We start from the raw sequence: 20,388 nt of genomic DNA on the forward strand, positions 1-20,388 counted from the left end.
CCAGTAGGGAATTTACTGTATACAGATTAGCTGTATCTGTGAGCAGATAACGAATCAAGCTGAACAGTGTATCCTCTACTATGTTGCGAGCGTGGTGTCTTAGGTAGAAATAAAGGCGCTGCATAGCTTGATTTTTTTGGTTTCTATTCGTCTATCTCTCATATTAAATTTGAACCAATTTATGTTGAGTGGAGCCAGAATGTCACGCCAAAGACGTACTAGAAAAAATAGACAGCTTTCTTCTTTATCAGAAGCTGAACGCAGCAAGTTACAACAACTTATTAGCGGTGCAGAAGCCAGCGAGACCACTCAAATAACCGAAATCGTTACCCAAGGTGAGCTGATCCCATTAACACCAGCACAAAAAATATTGTGGTATGCATGGAAGTTAGATCCAAAAGACACTGCTTATAATCTTGGTGGGACACTGCATTTTAAAGGTGTATTAAACGCTGCTTTAGTAGAGCAAGCATTTGATTACTTGTGCCAAACGCACGATGCTTTGCGCATCAAATTCTTTGAAGATGAAGCTCAAGATGTATGGCAGCTCGACGTATCACACCGTTCATTTAGGCTCTATGAAGCCCAGGCAGAGTGCCGTGCAAGCCGAGATGAAAAATTAAAAGCCGTCGTATCAAAACCATTTGATTTACTGATTGGGCAGTTGTTACGAGTCGGCTTAGTGACGCTGAATGGTGATAGCAGCCTTGTTGTCACATTACACCATATCATCGCCGATGGGACATCGATGCAGCAGTTACTCGATGAATTTGTTGCTATTTATGTATCGCTGGATGCAGGTCATGCTGTGCAGGTAGTACAAAAGCAGGTTGGCTTTCTTGGTTTTGCTAAATGGTTAAATAAGCAAGATAAAACCGCATTGTATGATTCGCAACTGACAGTATGGCGTGAACTACTTAACGGTGATGATGAGCCATTAGGGTTGCCAGCCAATAACCAAGCGCGTCAGCAAGTACACTATAAAGTGAGCACAGCGACTCAGTTAATGGGGGAGGATACTTGGCAGCAGATCACATTATTAGCAAATGAGCGTAACGTGACCCCTTACTTGATCATTTTAACCGCATGGCAATTATTACTTTCTCGCTTTGCAAATACGGACAGAGTCAAAGTAGGGGTACCAGTTGCAAATCGACATATGAGTGAAACACTGAACTTAATCGGTTTTTTTGTGAATACTCAAGTGATCCCGCTGAGCATTAATAATACAGACACTTTTTCGCAATTACTGAGTCAAGCATCGCAAACGTCGCGCAGTGCATTAGGCAATCAAGATTTGCCATTTGAGCTGTTACTAAAAGCCCTTAACCCAGAACGTCAAACCGGGGTTCATCCAATATTTCAGGTGATGTTTAATTACTTACGTAGAGATAAAAGCAGCCTACAGCAATTAGGAAATGTCGCGTTAGACGATTATGAATTTTATCGTTTTGGGATCCCGTTTGACCTGCAGTTAGATGTTATTGAGGATAAAGCAGAAGGGACAATACTTAACTTAATTTATGCCAATGAACTATATAATGAGGAATTTGCTACGCAATGCCTAGCAACCTTGGATGTTTTATTAAAGCGTGTTTTGAGGGATATTGATTCGCCCTTAGTTAATTTACCATTATTGGCTAACGCGGAAGTTTCACAGTTGCACAGCCTAAGCCAAGGTAAACAGTCGCATCCATTTATACAGCCCATTCACGAAGTTATTTCAGCGCAAAGTACCAAAACGCCAGATGCGATCGCAGTACGTTTTGCTGACACGCTATTGAGTTACGCGCAGCTTGAGACAAAAACAAATCAGTTGGCGCATTATTTAATATCGCAAGGGGTCAAAGCGGAAGATAAAGTGGGGGTCGTCTTTGAACGTAGTTTGGAAATGGTAATAAGCCTGCTTGGCGTGATTAAGGCGGGTGCGGCGTATGTACCCATTGATCCAAATTTACCCATTGATAGGGTTGAGTATATTGCCCAAAGTAGCGGGCTGGCCTTGTTATTATGCGATGATTCTATTCAGAAGTTAGCAAGTCTTAAAGCGGTTGCGTCGGTTTGTTATTTCGCTGATATCCCATTGAGTGCCTATGCAAGCAAAGCGACGGATAGAACCATTGAGCCAACGCAACTGGCTTATGCCATTTATACTTCGGGCTCGACGGGAAAACCAAAAGGGGTAGGGAATACGCATGAAGCAATATATAACCGTATTGCTTGGCAGCAGTCTGCGTATCCTTTGACTGCAGCGGATGTGGTACTACAAAAAACACCGTTTGGTTTTGATGTATCCGTATGGGAATTCTTTTGGCCGTTAATGTACGGTGCTCAATTAGTTGTTGCTCCACCCAATGCTCATAAAGATAGTACGCAGCTACTTGATATTATCATTGAAAATAACATTACAACGTTGCACTTTGTACCGTCAATGCTACAGGCTTTTATAGGCCATGTAGATGTAAGAAGTGCAACCAGTATCAAACATATATTGTGTAGCGGAGAAGCGCTACCGAGTGAAGTGCAAGCTACGGCGTTAGAAAAGTTACCTAATGCAAATGTATATAATTTATATGGACCTACAGAAGCTGCGGTCGATGTGAGCCATTTTACATGTCATGGCAATACGAGCTTGCCAGTGCCCATTGGTGAGCCTATTGCTGGGATTCAGTTATATGTACTCGATCACTCTCTTAATCTAAGCCCAAATCGCGTTGCCGGTGAATTATATATAGGCGGGATCGGGTTAGCTCGAGGATATGTGAACCGACCTGATTTAACCGCTGAACGGTTTATTGCTAATCCATTTGCAGGCGATGGCAGCCGTTTGTATCGCACGGGTGATTTAGTGTGTTGGAATACCAGCGGCCAATTAGAGTATTTGGGGCGCACTGATCATCAAGTCAAAATCCGAGGTTTTAGAATTGAACTTGGTGAAATTGAAGCTGGCTTATATGGTATTTCAGCCGTGCGAGAAGCGGTGGTGATTGCAGATCAAGGCCCGTCAGGCCAACGTCTAGTCGCGTATGTATCAGGTCACAATGGCGCTGATATAGATAGCAAAGAGTTGCAACACGCTCTTGGAGAACGTTTACCAGATTATATGGTGCCTAGCGTGATCATGGTATTGCCAGAATTGCCATTGAGCAGTAATGGTAAAATTGATCGGAAAGCACTACCAAAAGTTACGATCAGTAGTGATGTTGACTATTGCTCGCCAGAAGGAAATGTAGAACGTACCCTTGCAAATATTTGGCAGGCGGCCCTTAACATTACTCAAGTAGGACGTTTTGACAACTTTTTTGCATTGGGAGGTGACTCCATTGTTGGTTTGCAAATTATCGCAAAAGCAAAGCAACACAGTTTGCATTTTAGTGCAGCAACTTTATTTGAGGTGCAAACTATTGCAGCATTAGCTCAGCAGGTTGAGGTGATAGTACAACCCACGATTGAGCAAATTGTTGAAGGAATCGTACCATTACTACCGATGCAAAATGCATTTTTCAATACAGAGCGCATTAACCCTGATCATTATAATCAAGCTATTGCGATTGATTTACCAACAGGTACCGATGCAGTCGTGTTGAAAATGGCTTTGCAAGCGGTGATAGAAAAACATGATGTTCTAAGAAGCAGGTTTAGTAAGGAAAATAATAACTGGGTACAAACATATCATGCATCAAACGCAGATGAAGCACAGGAGTGCTTCGATCAATTGGTATGTGACCAAACACAATGGGTTGAACATTGCGAAATAAAGCAGGCCAGTTTATCTATTTCGAAAGCACATTTACATACTGTGTCGTTGTGTAATATCGAGGGTCTTGGTAATCGCTTACTATGGCTGGCGCACCATTTAATTGTCGATGGTGTTTCTTGGCGAGTTTTATTAAGTGATTTGGCCCAAGCTTACCAACAAATTATCGTAGGGCAATCTGTTGCAATTGGACTCAAAACGGACAGCGCCCGAAGTTATATGAGCTCACTCCATGAGTCAGAACTGGGCAATCAGGTTCCTTATTGGTTATCACAATTATCGGACACCACCGTGTTTTCTTCGGATAAACTACCGGCTACATTTGGCGATAGTGAGTCTTTGCAAGTTAAGCTTGCAGCGCCAATGACAAAAGCACTGATTCAAGATGTGGGTAAACCGTACAATGTAAAAATTAATGACATATTATTGTCGGCTTTAAGCGTTAGTTTACGGCCGTTTAGTGGAGAACAGGCAGCCAGTATCTGGTTAGAAGGGCATGGTAGAACCACCCATAATACTCAGCTAGATGTTAGCCAAACTGCGGGGTGGTTTACAGCGAGATATCCAGTAAAGTTAGGAGTTGATGATGACCTTAAGTCACTATTGTTAGCTCACAAGCGCATAGCACACCGTGTACCTGAGCATGGTGTTGGATATGGATTGTTAGTAGACAGCAAGAGAATTTCTTTAACCGAGCACCACAAAGTACTTCCTGACATAGAATTTAATTATCTAGGGCAACTAGATAATATGGCTAATCCACTTGGTTGGGTGGTCAGTGACGCGCCAGTTGGTTCATTTATTGACGCGCGTGAATCATTGCATGTAGCGTTAATGATTAATGCCAAAATACAACATGATCAATTAGTATTTGATTTTGTTTATGATGGTAATCGAATATCGACCACTGAAGCTAACGCCATTGCAGAACAGCTGCTTCTTAGTTGTGAGCAGATAGTGGCTCATTTGCAAAGTGCTGTGGCGTTCTTGACGGTTGAAGACTTACCGTTGGTGGATATAACGCAAGATGATTTGGAAAGACTAGGGTTAAATCTTAGCGAAGTCAGTAAAGTTTACCCTCTTTCTCCGATGCAAAAAGGTATGTTCTTTCACGGTATGCAGCACCAAGATAGTGAAGCATATATCAACCAAACGTGCTTACGGGTAAAGCGTTTAGATGTAACCGCGTTTCAAGATGCGTGGTCTCACGTAATTAGCCAACACGATGTATTACGCACTGGTTTTATTAATACAGCGGCACAGCCTTTGCAATTCGTTTATAGAGCAAACACGCCAATATGGCAGCAATTAGACTGGCGTGATCGATATCGCGAACAGGCAACATTGTTGGTTGCAGTAGCGGAGTATTCAGACGAACTGAGACGTAAAAATTTTGAGTTTAATGATGCACAGTTGATGGATTTAACGTTAATTCAGATAGCTGATGATGAATATATTTTCATTTGGACGTGTCATCACTTAATTACGGATGGTTGGAGTAGTTCAGCCTTGTTTGGTGAGTTGCTCAAGGCATATAAAGGCGATGTGCTAACTCCTCAAAATGCTCAGTATCAAGATTATATAGCGTATTTGAGTCAGCAAGATGAAGCGCAGAGTTTAGCGTATTGGCAACAGCAATTAGCGCCACTTAGCACCCCAACCTATATACATAGCACGGCGACAAGCTTGTCAGATATGTCACTAACATCTGGGTATACGCAACAACTATGGTGCCCGGTGGATTTAGAAGTACAAAAGTGGCGATCTTTTGCTAGAGACCATGGGTTGACGTTGAATACGTTGGTGCAAGGTGCTTGGGCGTTAGTATTAGGCCATCTTTGTCAGCAAAATCATGTATGCTTTGGCGCAACAACTTCTGGAAGGCCAACCACATTAACAGGTATTGACACCATACAAGGTATGTTTATTAATACGATGCCGATTGTCGTGACTTTGTCAGATATGCAAACTGTTAAGTGGTTAGGTGATCTCCAACAACAAAACCTTGCAAGCAGAGAACACGAATTTATCTCGCTCACGACGTTACAAAATCGTGGTGCTTCACACATAGAGCAAGAGCAATGGGGTTTATTCGATAGCATTTTAGTGTTTGAAAACTACCCAATGTCTGAGGCGCTAGATGCACTAGGCAATGGAGGTAGTGAGTTTAGTTTCTTGGCGGCAAAAGAAGAAACCACTTATCCTGTGACGTTAAGTGTGATTTTGGCGGAGGCAGTTCAATTTGAATTGTCTTATCAAGGTCATCTACTTAATACTGAATTGGCTGAAAAGATACTTTCTTTATTAGAGAGGGCATTAAACTCAATCACAGAATTAGTCTCGATCAATGAAATTAATCTTGTCGATGAACAAATGGCAGCCACGTTACTCGACCGAGGAACAGAACAGATTGTTGCGTTGGAGTCTGTGACATTGTGGCATGCACTGTACGAGCAAGCTGAGCATCACGCAGCAAAAACGGCAGTCATCTATAATGAGCAAAAGGTGGAATATGGCACGCTTTACCATAAAGCAATCCAGCTTGGCACATTGCTTAGTGGGAAGGGGATCACCACCGGTGACCGTGTTGCACTCAAGATGAATAAGTCAGTTGATTGGGTTATTGCCCAATTGGCTGTGTTTAATATTGGCGCAACGTTAGTACCCATAGATCCAAGCTTACCGGTGCAAAGACAGCTATATATCCTGTCAGATGCACAGGTACGTTTATTGATTTGTGAATACGCAGAAGTATTTACGGAATGTGAACAATGGCAATATCAAGCACATAATTATACTGATATTACGAAGTGTACAGAGACCGTCATGTATTCAGATGCACTTGTAGCCTATATTGTTTATACGTCAGGCTCGACCGGCGAGCCGAAAGGGGTCATGGTAAGCTATAAAGCTTTAGCACATCATTTATTCGCCGCAAAAATGATATATGGCTATAGCGAAACAGATATATCGGTGATGTTTGCATCAGTGGGATTTGATGCGGCACAAGAGCAGCTTTGGTTACCTTTATTAAGCGGGGCATCACAAATTCTGCTTGATGCAAAGCAAACAACGCCCACTGCATTATATGAGAAAATGGAAGCTTGCAAGGCCACGGTACTTGATTGCCCACCTGCATATATGCAGCAAATGCCACAGCTACCGTTAACAACGCGATTATGTATTGTAGGTGGAGAAGCATGGCTTGCCAGTGATTACTTATCGCTTAGTGAAAAAAATCAACATGTTCAGTTTGTGAATGCATATGGCCCAACAGAAGCGGTGATCACGCCAACTGTATGGCACAGTGCCTTACATGAAGCGCCAACAGCTAATTATGTCGCAATTGGTCAAGCACTACCTGGCAGAAGTGTCTTTATATTAGACCAACATTTAAACTTACTAGAGTCAGGGCAAGTCGGTGAGCTCTATATTGGTGGTGAACTCCTTGCGCAAGGTTATGTCAATCGGGCAGGTCAAACCGCTGAACGCTTTATAGCTAACCCTTTTAGTGATCATGGCGAGCGACTTTACCGTACGGGGGATTTAGTACGTTGGAATCGTGCTGCTGAATTAGAATATGTCAGTCGAATTGATCATCAAGTTAAGATCCGAGGCTTTCGTATTGAGCTTGGTGAAATAGAAGCGTTATTGATGGCGCAAGATGGGGTAGTGAACGCACTGGTGATCGCTGATAACTCTGGTCATTCATCACGGCTAATTGCATATGTTGCAGGTGCTAATTTATCTGATGTGAAGTTAATGGATGCACTGTCTCAAGCCTTGCCTGAGTATATGCTGCCAAGTCACATTATTATCATGTCTAGTATGCCGACAAATCAAAATGGTAAAATCGATCGTGCGCAATTATCACTCCCGGTATTAGAAAATGCGCTGCAGTTTATCGCACCAAGAACGAAAAAAGAGCAGGTTCTTGCTGGGTTATGGCAACAAATACTAGGGTGTAATGAAGTCAGTACTACCGATAATTTTTTTACTTCAGGGGGGGATTCAATTAGCAGCTTGCGTTTGATTGGCTCTGCGCAAGAAGCTGGGTATCAATTATCAATAAAAGACATATTTGCTGAGCCTGTGTTACACATTATGGCTGAGCTGATGCGTGAGGACGCGCAGAATAACTTAACGATTATACGTAATATCGAGCGTTATAGTGGCTTATCTTATGCGCAGCAACGACAGTGGTTTTTGTGGAAATTGGACTCACAAAGTAGTGCATATCATATTTCAGGTTCATTAGTTCTATCGGGCTCACTGGATGAATCTGCATGCCATATAGCGTTACAGTATATCTATAAAAAGCATAGCGTATTACGTAGCATATTCAGTGAAGCCGAAGATGGTACACCGAGACAATCTTTATTACCAGACTCCAATTTACAGGTAGAGCTTGTCGATTTAACGAGTCGTGAAAATACCCAGACTTTAGAATCGCTAAAGTCGTCATGGAAAAATACGCCATTTAATTTAACTCAGTCAGGCGCTTTTAGAGTTGGGCTAGTTCGCACTGCGCTTAATGTTTATGAATTGGTTGTGGTAATGCACCATATCGTTGCTGATGGTTGGTCTATTTCTATGATTGTGCAAGATTTTATGACTATCTATGAAGCATGTATTGTAGGGCGCGAGTTGCCGAGTATCAGTGTAGATCTTGACTATAGCGATTTTGCGCTTTGGCAACAGCAGCATGTGGACAATGTACAAAGTGAGCAATTGCAGTATTGGCAAGAGATTTTAGGTAGCGAACACCCTGAACTCGTATTACCGAAAGATTTAACGACATCACAGCAAAATCTGACCAGTGCAAAGCAGGAAATAGTGCTTTGTGAACAGCAATTACAAAAGTTATCACAGCAAGCCGATACCTTAGGCGTAACGACATTTGGGATGTTACTTGCTGCATGGCAAGTCTTCCTATACCGAGTGACAGGTCAATCAGATATTCGTACTGGTATGCCGATTGCGAACCGTCATATTGCGGGTATTCAGAACATGGTTGGTTTGTTTGTTAATACGCAAGTGATTAAAACCCAGTTTAGCGGTGCTGAATCATTACAAGATGTGGTTAGTGCAGTAACGGATGCATTGCATGGAGCACAGTTAAATCAAGACATTCCGTTTGAAAAGCTACTAGATAATTTGGATGTCAGCAGAGAAAGTGAGCACCCACTATTTCAAGTAATGATTAATCATCAAAAGATTCAATCTTCAGAGGTTGTCAGTTTATCTGGATTAAATGTATCAGAAGGTGAATTGCCTGCGGGGAATGCACAATTCTCGCTAATATTAAATATTTTGGAAGATCAAGATGGGCATATTAGTTGTGACCTCGAATATGCGAAAGAGCAATTCAGTACACAACGCATCGCATCATTCGCCACCGGTTATCAACAGATACTGGCAGAGCTTATCAATAATACCCATGAGAGTGTGACCAATATTGCAGTGTTGCCAGCGAATACCACAGCAGACATATTAGCACTCGGTAAAGCACAAGTGTGCGACTGGGAACCGACACTCGCGCATCAAATCATTGTGGAAAAAGCGTTACAAGGTGGAGAAAAATCAGCACTTGTATGTAATGAGGTCACTCTGAGTTATGCAATGCTCACACATCGTGTAGCACAGTTCGCGCATTATTTAAGGGCTCAAGGAGTAGGCCATGAGACCCCTATTGGCATCGCGTGCATTCGTTCTCACGACATGGTGATTGCGCTATTGGGCGCTTGGCAAATCGGGGCATGTGTTATCCCGATGGAGCCTGATTTACCTGCGGAACGTTTTACGCAAATTAACGCACAAAGTGAGCTGGCTTTATTAATCAGTGATGGGCATTTTGCGCATACGAGCACAGTTCCAGTCATTGATATTAGTACGTGTGATTACCAGCAATTAGCGGGGTCAGATACGCCGTTAGTTATTCACCCTCAGCAAACCGCTTATGTTATTTACACATCAGGCTCTACAGGGGTACCCAAAGGGGTTGCGGTGTCACATGAAGCGCTTACGCAGCATTGCCAGGCAATGCAACACAGCTATCAATTAACCTCACAAGATAGCTGTGTGTTATTCGCATCCTTAAGCTTTGATGCGGGGCTTGAGCAATTATTGGTGCCACTTATGTCAGGCAGCAAAGTGGTTATTGTGGATGCAAAACAGACAACCCCCAATGACTTTAATGCATTATGCCATAATCAAAATATTACCACGGTTGATTTACCGAGTGTGTACTTAAAGCAGTTAGCGCCATTACCCAATGTGCGGTTAGGCATAGTGGGGGGAGAAGCGTGGTCAAAGCATGATTTTGAGCATGCACAGCAGCAACTACCAAATGCGACCTTAGTGAATGCGTATGGCCCTACAGAGGCTGTGATCACCCCCACCTTGTGGCGTGGCGATGCACGCACGCAAGTGAATTCAGCGTACGTACCTATCGGGAGAGCTGTGGGTCAGCGGTGCCTTTATATTTTAGATGCACAGCTGAATTTACTCACAGCAGGTATGACAGGAGAGCTCTATATTGGTGGTTCAGCGCTGGCTCGAGGGTATGTAGGACGTGCTGACTTTACGGCAGAGCGGTTTATTGCCAACCCATTTGCCGATACAGGAGAGCGGATATATCGCACTGGAGATTTAGCACGTTGGAATGAGTTGGGTGAATTAGAGTACGTAGGGCGTATCGATCACCAAGTTAAAATTCGAGGGTTTAGGGTTGAGCTAGGTGAAGTCGAAGCGGCATTAAATGCACAAGCAGGAATTGACTCATCATTGGTGATGGTAGATAACAGCGGGGAACACGCACGGTTAGTCGCGTATGTTGTGGGTGCGCAGGTTGATGAAGCACAATTACGTCAAGCGATAGCAGAACAATTACCACAATACATGGTACCTCAAACGATCATGGTGCTAACGCGCTGGCCAACCACGGTTAACGGGAAGATAGATCGTAAGGCATTACCAGAAGCCAATTATGTTGTACAAAGTGAATTTGTTGAACCAGAAGGTAAAGTCGAGCGGGTATTAGCAGTCATTTGGTCCGAGCTATTCTCGCAGGAATCAATTAGTCGATTGGATAATTTTTTTGCATTAGGTGGTGATTCGATCACAAGTTTACGTTTTATTGCAATGGCTAAGAAAGCTGAGGTGTACTTAGATATTGCCGATGTATTTAAAGCACATAATTTACAGGCATTGGCGCTGTTGGCCAATACGCAAACACCTGAAAAACTACAGCCACTTGCAAGGTTAGAACCTACATACAGTGGGTTATCGTATGCTCAACAAAGGCAGTGGTTTTTATGGAAATTAGCTCCGGATAGTGACGCATATCACATTAGCGGTGGTTTGATGTTGCGCGGACAGCTGGATATGCATGCGTTACAAAGTGCCTTGGATCACGTTGTCGCTAAGCACAGTGCCTTAAGAACGCGTTTTCACGATGATAGCACGGGGAACGTGACACAGTTTGTGCAAGCACACACGGCTTGCCATATTTCAACACTTACAGCTTCTGCATCAGCGAATGAAAAACACATACTACGCAAAGGTTTAGTGTCAAAGCCATTTGATCTTGCCAATGAGCTCTTATATCGAATTGCTGTTATTGCACACGATGATGAGCAACATGAACTCATCGTTGTGATGCATCATATTATATCTGACGGTTGGTCGATGAATTTAATCATTAACGATTTTGTGCTTGGGTATAAAGCAGCGAAACAGCAGCAAACATTAATTATTGATGATCTGACTGCACGCTATAGTGATTATGCTAAGTGGCAAAAATCTTGGTTAGAAGATGGCGCAGAGCAGCGTCAGCTCACTTACTGGCATAGCGTATTGGGGGATGAGCATCCGGTACTTGCGTTACCAACGGACTTAGACAGTACTGAGCAAGAATATCATAGCGCAGAATTGAGCTTTGATATTGAATCCTCATTACAAGAGCTGTTAGTTTTAGTTGCTAAACGTCATGAGACAACATTATTCAGCGTATTAATGGCTGCTTGGCATGTGTTATTACAACGAGTAAGTGGGCAACCCGAGGTGCGAGTGGGCATGCCGATCGCGAATCGTCAGCATGCTGATACGCAAGACATGGTCGGCTTTTTTGTTAATACCCAAATAATTAAAACGCACATGACGGGAGCAGAGACCTTGGATGATGTAATGGCATTGATTGTCACTGCGTTGCAAGGTGCACAGGCAAATCAAGACTTACCGTTTGAGAAACTCGTTAATAGCTTTGAATTAGATCGAAGTATGGGCGATAACGCTTTATTCCAAGTGATGATGAACCACCAGCGTCAAGAAGATGATAATTTGGCGACGCTACCAGGCTTAGATATTGTTGAGACCCAGTTGCCTAATACCAGTGCTCAATTTGCCTTGGTACTGAATGTATTAGAGGCACCGAATAAGCCAGTTAATATTGGTTTTGAATATGCTGTAGAGCTATTCAGCGCACAGCGCATGAAAATGTTGGTTGATGGGTATCGTACAATTTTGACAAGCTTTGCTGAGAATTCGCATGAGAGTGTGGCAAATATTGCGGTCTTGTCAGCTAACACTACGGCAAATATATTGGCACTTGGTCAAGAACAAGTGCGCGATTGGAGCGCAACACTTACACATCAGATAATTACAGAGCAGGCAGCACAGAATAGAGATAAGGTTGCACTTGTATGTAACGAGGATACTCTGAATTATGCAGCTCTGGCACATCGTGTAGCTCAGTTTGCACAATACTTAAGGTCTATGGGCATAAACCATGAGACCCCTGTTGGTATCGCGTGCAGCCGCTCTCTCGATATGGTGATTGCGTTATTGGGTGCTTGGCAAGCTGGAGCTTGTGTTATCCCGATGGAACCTGATTTACCAGCAGAACGCTTTACGCAAATTAACGCACAAAGTGAGCTGGCTTTATTAATCAGTGATGGGCATTTCGCGCATACGAGCACCGTCCCCATGATTGATATCACTGCGTGTGATTACCAGCAATTAGGGGGATCAGGTACGCCGCTAGTTATTCATCCTCAACAAACCGCGTATGTCATTTATACATCAGGCTCTACAGGGGTTCCTAAAGGCGTTGCGGTATCACATGAAGCGCTGACGCATCATTGCCAAGCAATGCAACATAACTATCAATTAACCCCACAAGATAGCTGCGTGTTATTTGCATCATTAAGCTTTGATGCTGGGCTTGAGCAATTATTAGTGCCACTTATGGCAGGCAGTAAAGTGGTGATTGTGGATGCAAAACAAACAACGCCCAATGACTTTAATGCATTATGTCAGGCGCAAAATATTACAGCGGTTGATTTACCGAGTGTGTACTTAAAGCAGTTAGCGCCATTACCGAATGTAAGATTATGTATAGTGGGTGGTGAAGCATGGTCAAAGCATGACTTTGAGTCTGCGCAGCAACAACTGCCGAATGCGAGCTTAGTGAATGCGTATGGTCCAACAGAGGCTGTGATCACCCCGACTTTATGGCGTGGTGATGCGGGCACACACGTGAGTTCGGCATACGTGCCAATCGGGCGCGCAGTTGGCCAGCGAGGTCTTTATATTTTAGATGCTCAGTTGAATTTACTTACCACAGGTATGACTGGAGAGCTTTATATTGGTGGTCCAGCACTCGCCCGAGGGTATGTGGGGCGTGCTGATTTTACGGCTGAGCGATTTATTGCTAACCCATTTGTTGACACCGGAGAGCGGTTATATCGCACAGGAGATTTAGCACGTTGGAATGAATTGGGTGAATTAGAGTACGTAGGGCGTATCGATCACCAAGTTAAAATTCGAGGGTTTAGGGTTGAGCTCGGGGAAGTCGAAGCTGTATTGAATGCACAAGCAGGCATTGATTCTTCACTGGTGATGGTTGATAACAGCGCGGAACATGCACGGCTAGTCGCGTATGTTGTGGGTGAGCTGGTGAATGAAGCACAATTGCGCCAAGCGATAGCTGAGCAGTTACCACAATACATGGTACCTCACGCGATCATGGTACTAACATGTTGGCCAACGACGGTGAATGGGAAGATAGACAGAAAGGCATTACCGGATGTCACTTTTGCTTCAGACCGAGACTATGAAGCACCTGTTGGTGAGGTGGAGAATCAGTTAGCTATGATTTGGGCAGAGGTTCTCAGTAGCTCGGATATTGGACGGTTGGATAACTTCTTTTTACTAGGAGGAGATTCCATTTCTGCCCTACGAGTTGTGAGTCGAGTAGAGCAAGCTCTGTCTGTTAACTGTCCGGTTAAATTGATGTTTGAAGCGCCGGTACTGGCGCAATTAGCGATTAAAGTGACGGCGCTAGAGGCAACGACAAAACCGAATTTAGTCCCCGTTGAGAGGACGGAACTGCATGAGTTATCTCCAGCACAGTTAAGCCTATGGTTAAATGATCAATTGACAGATAGCCCGCAGGATAAGCAAGCTTACAATATTTCTGGCGGTGTCAGCTTAGTGGGTGATGTCTGCGTAGAGACATTGCAAAGCGCTTTTGATGCGACCATCGCACGACATGAAACCTTGAGAATGCAATTTATTGATAACTTAGGGGATGCGAGCGTAGAGATATTGCCAAAAGTGATGTTTGATTTACCACTTCATGATTTAAGTCAATTGGAATCAGAGCTTGCTCAGCAGCGAGCTAAAGAATTACAAACTGAGTTAGAGCATGCTATTTTTGATTTAACAAAAGCACCCTTAATCAAAGCCTGTTTAGTGAAGTTAGCAGATGTTCATCACTTATATGTGAATCTACATCATATTATTGCTGATGGTTGGTCTATTGGTGTCCTAGTGCAAGATTTGGGGCTAGCATACCAAGGGTTGCTAGAGGGGGCTGTGCCTGGTTGGAGCGCATTACCGATTCAATATGTGGACTATGCGGCATGGCAGCAAGCACAGCTGAGCGGTCTGCAAGGCGAAGATACACGGCAGTTTTGGCGTCAATCATTGGCATCTGCCCCAGCAAATAGCGCATTACCGCCTCATTTTCCACGTCCTGAACAAATTAGTTCTGACGGCGCGAGTGTTGAACTGAGTTTTGATGAAACGCAAACGGCGCAAATAAAAGCATTTGCAAAGAGTCGCAATATCTCTTTGCATACTGTTTTATTATCGGCTTATCAGTTATTTCTGCATGCAGTGACGGCAAAAGATGATGTGATCATCGGATCTGATTTGGCGGGCCGTGACCATCCCGATTTAGAATTGCTCATTGGTTTCTTTATTCGAGTCTTGCCACAGCGCAGTATTGTTGATCCAAATCAAATCTTGATTGATTACTTAGCGGCTACACAAGCGCATTCATTAGATATGGTTGAGCATCAAGCGCTTGGTTTAGAAGCACTTATTGAATTATCACAAGTCGATAGAATTCAAGGGGTTCAACCACTAGTTCAGCAGTTATTTGTGATGCAAAATACGCCTCAAGAAACCTGGCCTGTGGCAGGCCTATCTCTTGAGCCATTAGAAAGTAAAGGCGCAATAAACAGTAAATTTGATAGTGCACTTTTCGTCATGGATGAAAATGAGTTGCAATGTAGTTGGGTGTTTAGAAAACAACTCTACAACGCAAATATTATGCAGCAATTATTGGGGCGCTGGCAGCAGTGCGTGATGCAACTCATTACAGAGAGCGAAAAAACCATTCGCGACTTGCTTTCTCCAATGACTCAGGACATTAAAACCATGCAAAAAGCAACTCAAGGCAAAAAATTCTCAGGCTTAAAAAAAGGCTTAAAAAAACGCTCAGTAAAAAAAGCGCCGACAATTAAAACGCGATTTTTACCAGACACAGAATCATTTCCAGTGATCATTGAACCGAGCACTGCGGACTTAGACCCGATTGCTTGGGCTGAACAAAACCGAGATGTCATCGATCAGCATCTAAATCAATCAGCAGGCATTATTTTTAGAAACTTTGCACTTGCAACACCGCAAGACTTTGAGAAGTTTGCTGATGCTATTCAGCCTGGGTTGTATGGCCAATATGGTGATTTACCCAAAAAAGAAGGGGGTAAGAAAACGTATAAATCGACCCCATACCCAGAAAAGCAAATGATCCTTTATCACAATGAAAGTGCGCATTTAAGCAAGTGGCCACGCAAACAGTGGTTCTTCTGTGAATTACCATCAGTCGTTGGCGGTGCAACGCCGATCGTTGATTGCCGACGCATGTTACAGGTTTTACCGGCCGACATAGTTGAGAAGTTCTCGACTAAAGGCTTGCTATATGTGCGTAATTTTATAAAGAATTTAGATGTAAGCTGGCAGGATTTTTATAAAACGGACTCTAAGCAAGAAGTTGAAAGTTTACTGCATGCGAGTAATACCGAGTTTAAGTGGTTAGACAATGATGGTTTGCAGACGCGAACTAAGACACATGGTGTGATAGCGCATCCTATAACGGGGGCTCGTAGCTTCTTTAACCAAGTACAGTTGCATCATGAATCATGTTTAGCACCTGATGTACGTAGTGACTTAATTGCCATGGTTGGGCAAGACTTATTACCAAGAAATGTATTTTATGGTGATGGCTCTGCGATCAGTTACGAAGAAATGGCAATCATCGGTGAAGCCTATGAGCATTGTGCCGTGCGTTTCGATTGGCAAAAAGGTGATGTAGTAATGGTTGATAATATGCTTGCAGCACATGCGCGAGACCCATATGAAGGGCCGCGTAAAATTGTTGTCGCGATGGGCGATATGGTGAACCAAGCTGATTTAGCATCAGCCAAAGTATATGAAAGTGGAGAAACCGCATGATTGCAGATTACGTCGAAGAATATCAAGAAGGTGTTCCGCTAACGGAAGTCCAGCAATTGCTTAATAAGCAAGACTCTGCGGTAAATCAGATACTATATAAATGTGAAACGGTGTTAGCTATTGATGTTATTCGTCAACGTGCGCATTCGTTATTGGCGGGTCATATCAGTGTTTCTTCTTGTTATAAAAAGATAGCGGGTTTTACCTCTCCAAGGGGAGTGCCTTTTATTGGTGCGAGCGTTAATGTTCAAGAATGTGTTTGGCCTTTCCAGCGTGAGCCGAATTTAGCACAATTGAACTTGAGCGCCCCCTTAGATCTTGCCCCTGAGCAAGGGGTTAATCTAGATGTTTGTGTCGTAACCTCAGCAGGTGAAATGTATATTGCTGTGCGATCGTTTGCATTGGCGTTAGACATTACCTCTTTACAATTAATTGCCCAGTACATTACCAGTGATGATGAATTGGAAGAGGCACTGCAATTTCCTGACTTTGTTTCATGGCAATTAGATATGTTTAATGACGAAGAGGGTTTAGCCGGTCAAGCTTATTGGCAGCACTATTTGAGCAATAGTTTACCTGATGCACTTAATTTACCGTATAAACAGCGTGAAATAGACACGTCACATGTTACTTATTCACAATTGAGTCATCAGTTTACGGATGAATTATTAAGCCAGCTTCAAGGGTTCGCTGAAACGCTCAACCTGACAACAGCTCAAGTAATACAGTTATCATGGTGGTGGTTATTGGCAAGATTAGCACCACAACATACTTTCTTAACGCAGCTTAATTATGACCCTCGCTCTGAAAGTGAGGAATTTGAGGGCGCATTAGGTTGTTATAACAAGGGCTTACCCATCATCGTTAAATATGACGCAGAGCAAATATTTAAATCATGGTTGACGAATACAGCTGAAGTTGTAGAAAGCCATCTACAGTGGGCTGAATGTATTACTGTTGAGCAATTGGCGTTAGTTGCCACGCATAATGGTGCGGTAAATAGCTTAAATACTGGGACATTAGAGTACTCAAGTGAGCAGCAATCAGAATTACAACTCACAATCTTAGACGACCATACAATTTCGATATACTTTGCAGAGCAGTGTTACTCAGATGCCGCGATTTCAAGCATATTAACCCAGCTTGAACAGGTATTGAAAGAGGTGGTTCGTACCGGTGGAGAAGAGCTTAATAGTACCATCTCATTGTTGAGCGAGGTGGAGAAGCAACAGCACTTGGCGCTGAATAAAGCGGATGAAAGTCAGCCAGAATTACTACATGAACGTATTGCACAATTTGCGGTGTCTCAGCCAAATGTGTTGGCCATTAATGATGGTCATCATCGTCTCACTTATGCGCAATTGCAAACCCAGGTTACAGAATTTGCAGTTGGACTTCACACGCACACTCAGGGTGAAAATCAACCAGTCGCGCTTTTGTTGCCTCGTAGTGCAGATATGGCAGTAGCCATGTTGGCTGCGATGCAATTAGGTGTTGGTTATGTACCGCTCGACCCAGGTTGGCCTAAAGCGCGCATCGAGCAAATTTTGGGGCAATTTAATGATATGCAGGTGATTGACCTAGAAGGGAAAGAGGGTCATGCCTTTTCAACAATTGCTAAACTCGGAGTAAATGCGACGACTCAACCTGATGCATTAGGTGAGTTGGCATATGTTATATTTACGTCTGGCTCAACGGGTACACCAAAGGGTGTGCAAATCAACCAACAACAGCTTGCTCAGTATTGTTATGCTTCGTCTAAAGCAATGGAGTTAGATGAGCAATCTCACTTTGCATTGACCGCTGCGGTGACGGCTGATTTGGGTTATACGTGTTTGTTCAATGCTTTATATTTAGGGAAATCCTTACATATTGCTGATGAGTTGCAAAGCAAAGAACGTGACGCATTTGAAGCCTTTTTAACGGTTAATGAGATTGATTGTATAAAAATAGTCCCCTCACATTTACAAGCGTTATGCGATACAGCGGCATTAACTTATGTGCCCAGAAAGCTAATATTGGGCGGAGAAGCCTGCCCTGCAACATTTTTATGCAGCTTGCAGCAATGGGCGCCTAACAGTGAAGTTTATAATCATTATGGACCGAGTGAGACTACGGTTGGCGTCATGAGCCACTTATATACTAGTAATGGCGGAGGCGTTGCGAAGTTATCTGAAGTCTTTGATGGCACAGAAATTTTTATATTGAATGAGCAACATCAACTTTGCGCAACGGGTGAAGTAGGCCAGCTACATATTGCGGGCTCACAGCTTGCTTTAGGTTATTTGAACACACAAAACTCGGCGTTTATTACGGGTACATCATGGGCTGAGCGTATTTATGCCACTGGTGACTTAGCGCGTTATATGCCAGATAATTCTGTAATGATTTTAGGGAGAAAAGATGATCAAGTTAAAATTCGTGGTGTGCGCATAGAACCACAAGAAATAGCTAAAGTTATTGAGTCTACCTTGGACGTTGAACATTGTATCGTATTGAGTAATGTAATTAATAATGAGCATGTGTTGGTTACATATTTATATGATACTGACTCACAAGTAGGACAAGTTAGTGCCGAACACATTGCTGGAATACAGCAGCGTCTGCGTGAGAGCCTACCTGATGTGATGATCCCTAACTGTTTTTATTATGTGCATGAATGGCCAAGAATGGGTAATGGCAAAATTGATAAAAAGTCATTACCCCAATATCAACACGGCATGAGTGAGACATTTATTGCACCGGAAGGTGTATTAGAACAAAATTTAGCTCAGATGTTTGCAGGTGTTTTAGGTGTGCAAAGAGTGAGTAGAGAGCAGTCATTTTTCTTACTGGGCGGTCATTCAATTGCAGCGATTAAATTGGTGAAACGTTGGGCTGATAAATACGAGAGCGCGTTGCATTTTGAACTTGCTACGTTATTCCAAGCGCCAAGTGTAGCTTTGCTTGCTAAGGCTATTGAGCAGCAAGCACATGCACTCATAGAACCACTTAAATATAGTCAATCAGGAACAAGGAAATTGATTTGTATTCATGATGGGCTAGGTTTGACCTTAGCTTATAGAGCATTGGCTGCGCAACTTCCAGAGCACGTAAACGTTTATGGATTAGCACCACAGCTTGCAGATTTAACTAAAGTCGATAACTTTGACGAATTAGCAGAACACTATGCAACTGCAATTGCATCTCAGTTTGAACAGCAGGTTGTAGAAATACTCGGTTGGTCGATGGGCGGGGTGTTGGCGGCTAAAGTCAGTGCATGCTTAAGTGATAAGGGTGTAAAGGTTAAGCGGTTAGTGGTTGCAGATACCTGGTTAGAAAATGAGAATAATCGAATTGATGAGAATATGTCTGTTAGGGGCTTTATAGAAGATTTGGTTGATGGGGAAAATACCCAATGGATAAAATCTGTTGCGGCTTTCTTAACTGAACAAAGCGTGGAGAAATTGTCTGGGGATAATTTAAGCCAATGTATTGCTAAATGTTGGGACCTTCATGCTGCACAGTTAGCTGAACCGTTTAATGCCATTCGAGGAGAGCAAGTAGCACGTACTTATGCTACGAGTAACAAGCTATTAGAGTTACGAATTAAAGGCTGCCGTGTACCGCATTTACCTCATAATGTGCAAAATGTACAAGTGGTATGGGCGAGTGAGCGCGCTGCATCGGCATGCTCACAATTTACCACGACATTAGCAACGCAAGGTGCGTCTATTACTTCACTAAACCTTGATATGACCCATGAGCAAATTGTCAGCAGCACAGAGTTAGCCCAGTTATTGATAACCTAAAACAGTATGCTCCATCATTATGTAGAAAGCCGCGCA

The 20,388-nt window shown here is 43.2% G+C and carries 2 protein-coding genes; both read left to right on the forward strand.

The genetic code is table 11. From position 1 onward, the window contains the following. The first annotated feature begins 199 nt into the window (after nt 1-199). Complete coding sequence (locus HJP15_RS01605) at nt 200-16,561, forward strand: non-ribosomal peptide synthetase (protein ID WP_170172912.1); 16,362 nt, start codon at nt 200-202, stop codon at nt 16,559-16,561. Next, a complete protein-coding gene (locus HJP15_RS01610; protein ID WP_170172913.1) occupies nt 16,558-20,352 on the forward strand; it encodes an AMP-binding protein in 3,795 nt (1,264 codons plus the stop codon). The genes HJP15_RS01605 and HJP15_RS01610 overlap by 4 nt, the downstream gene beginning before the upstream one ends. Nucleotides 20,353-20,388 lie beyond the last annotated feature (36 nt).

It is taken from the genome of Pseudoalteromonas sp. NEC-BIFX-2020_002 (genome assembly GCF_013002825.1).
GTDB lineage: Bacteria > Pseudomonadota > Gammaproteobacteria > Enterobacterales > Alteromonadaceae > Pseudoalteromonas > Pseudoalteromonas neustonica.

Coding starts and splice junctions, on each gene's coding strand:
- HJP15_RS01605 (WP_170172912.1), top strand. CDS start 200: ATGTCACGCCAAAGACGTACTAGAAAAAATAGACAGCTTTCTTCTTTA.
- HJP15_RS01610 (WP_170172913.1), top strand. CDS start 16,558: ATGATTGCAGATTACGTCGAAGAATATCAAGAAGGTGTTCCGCTAACG.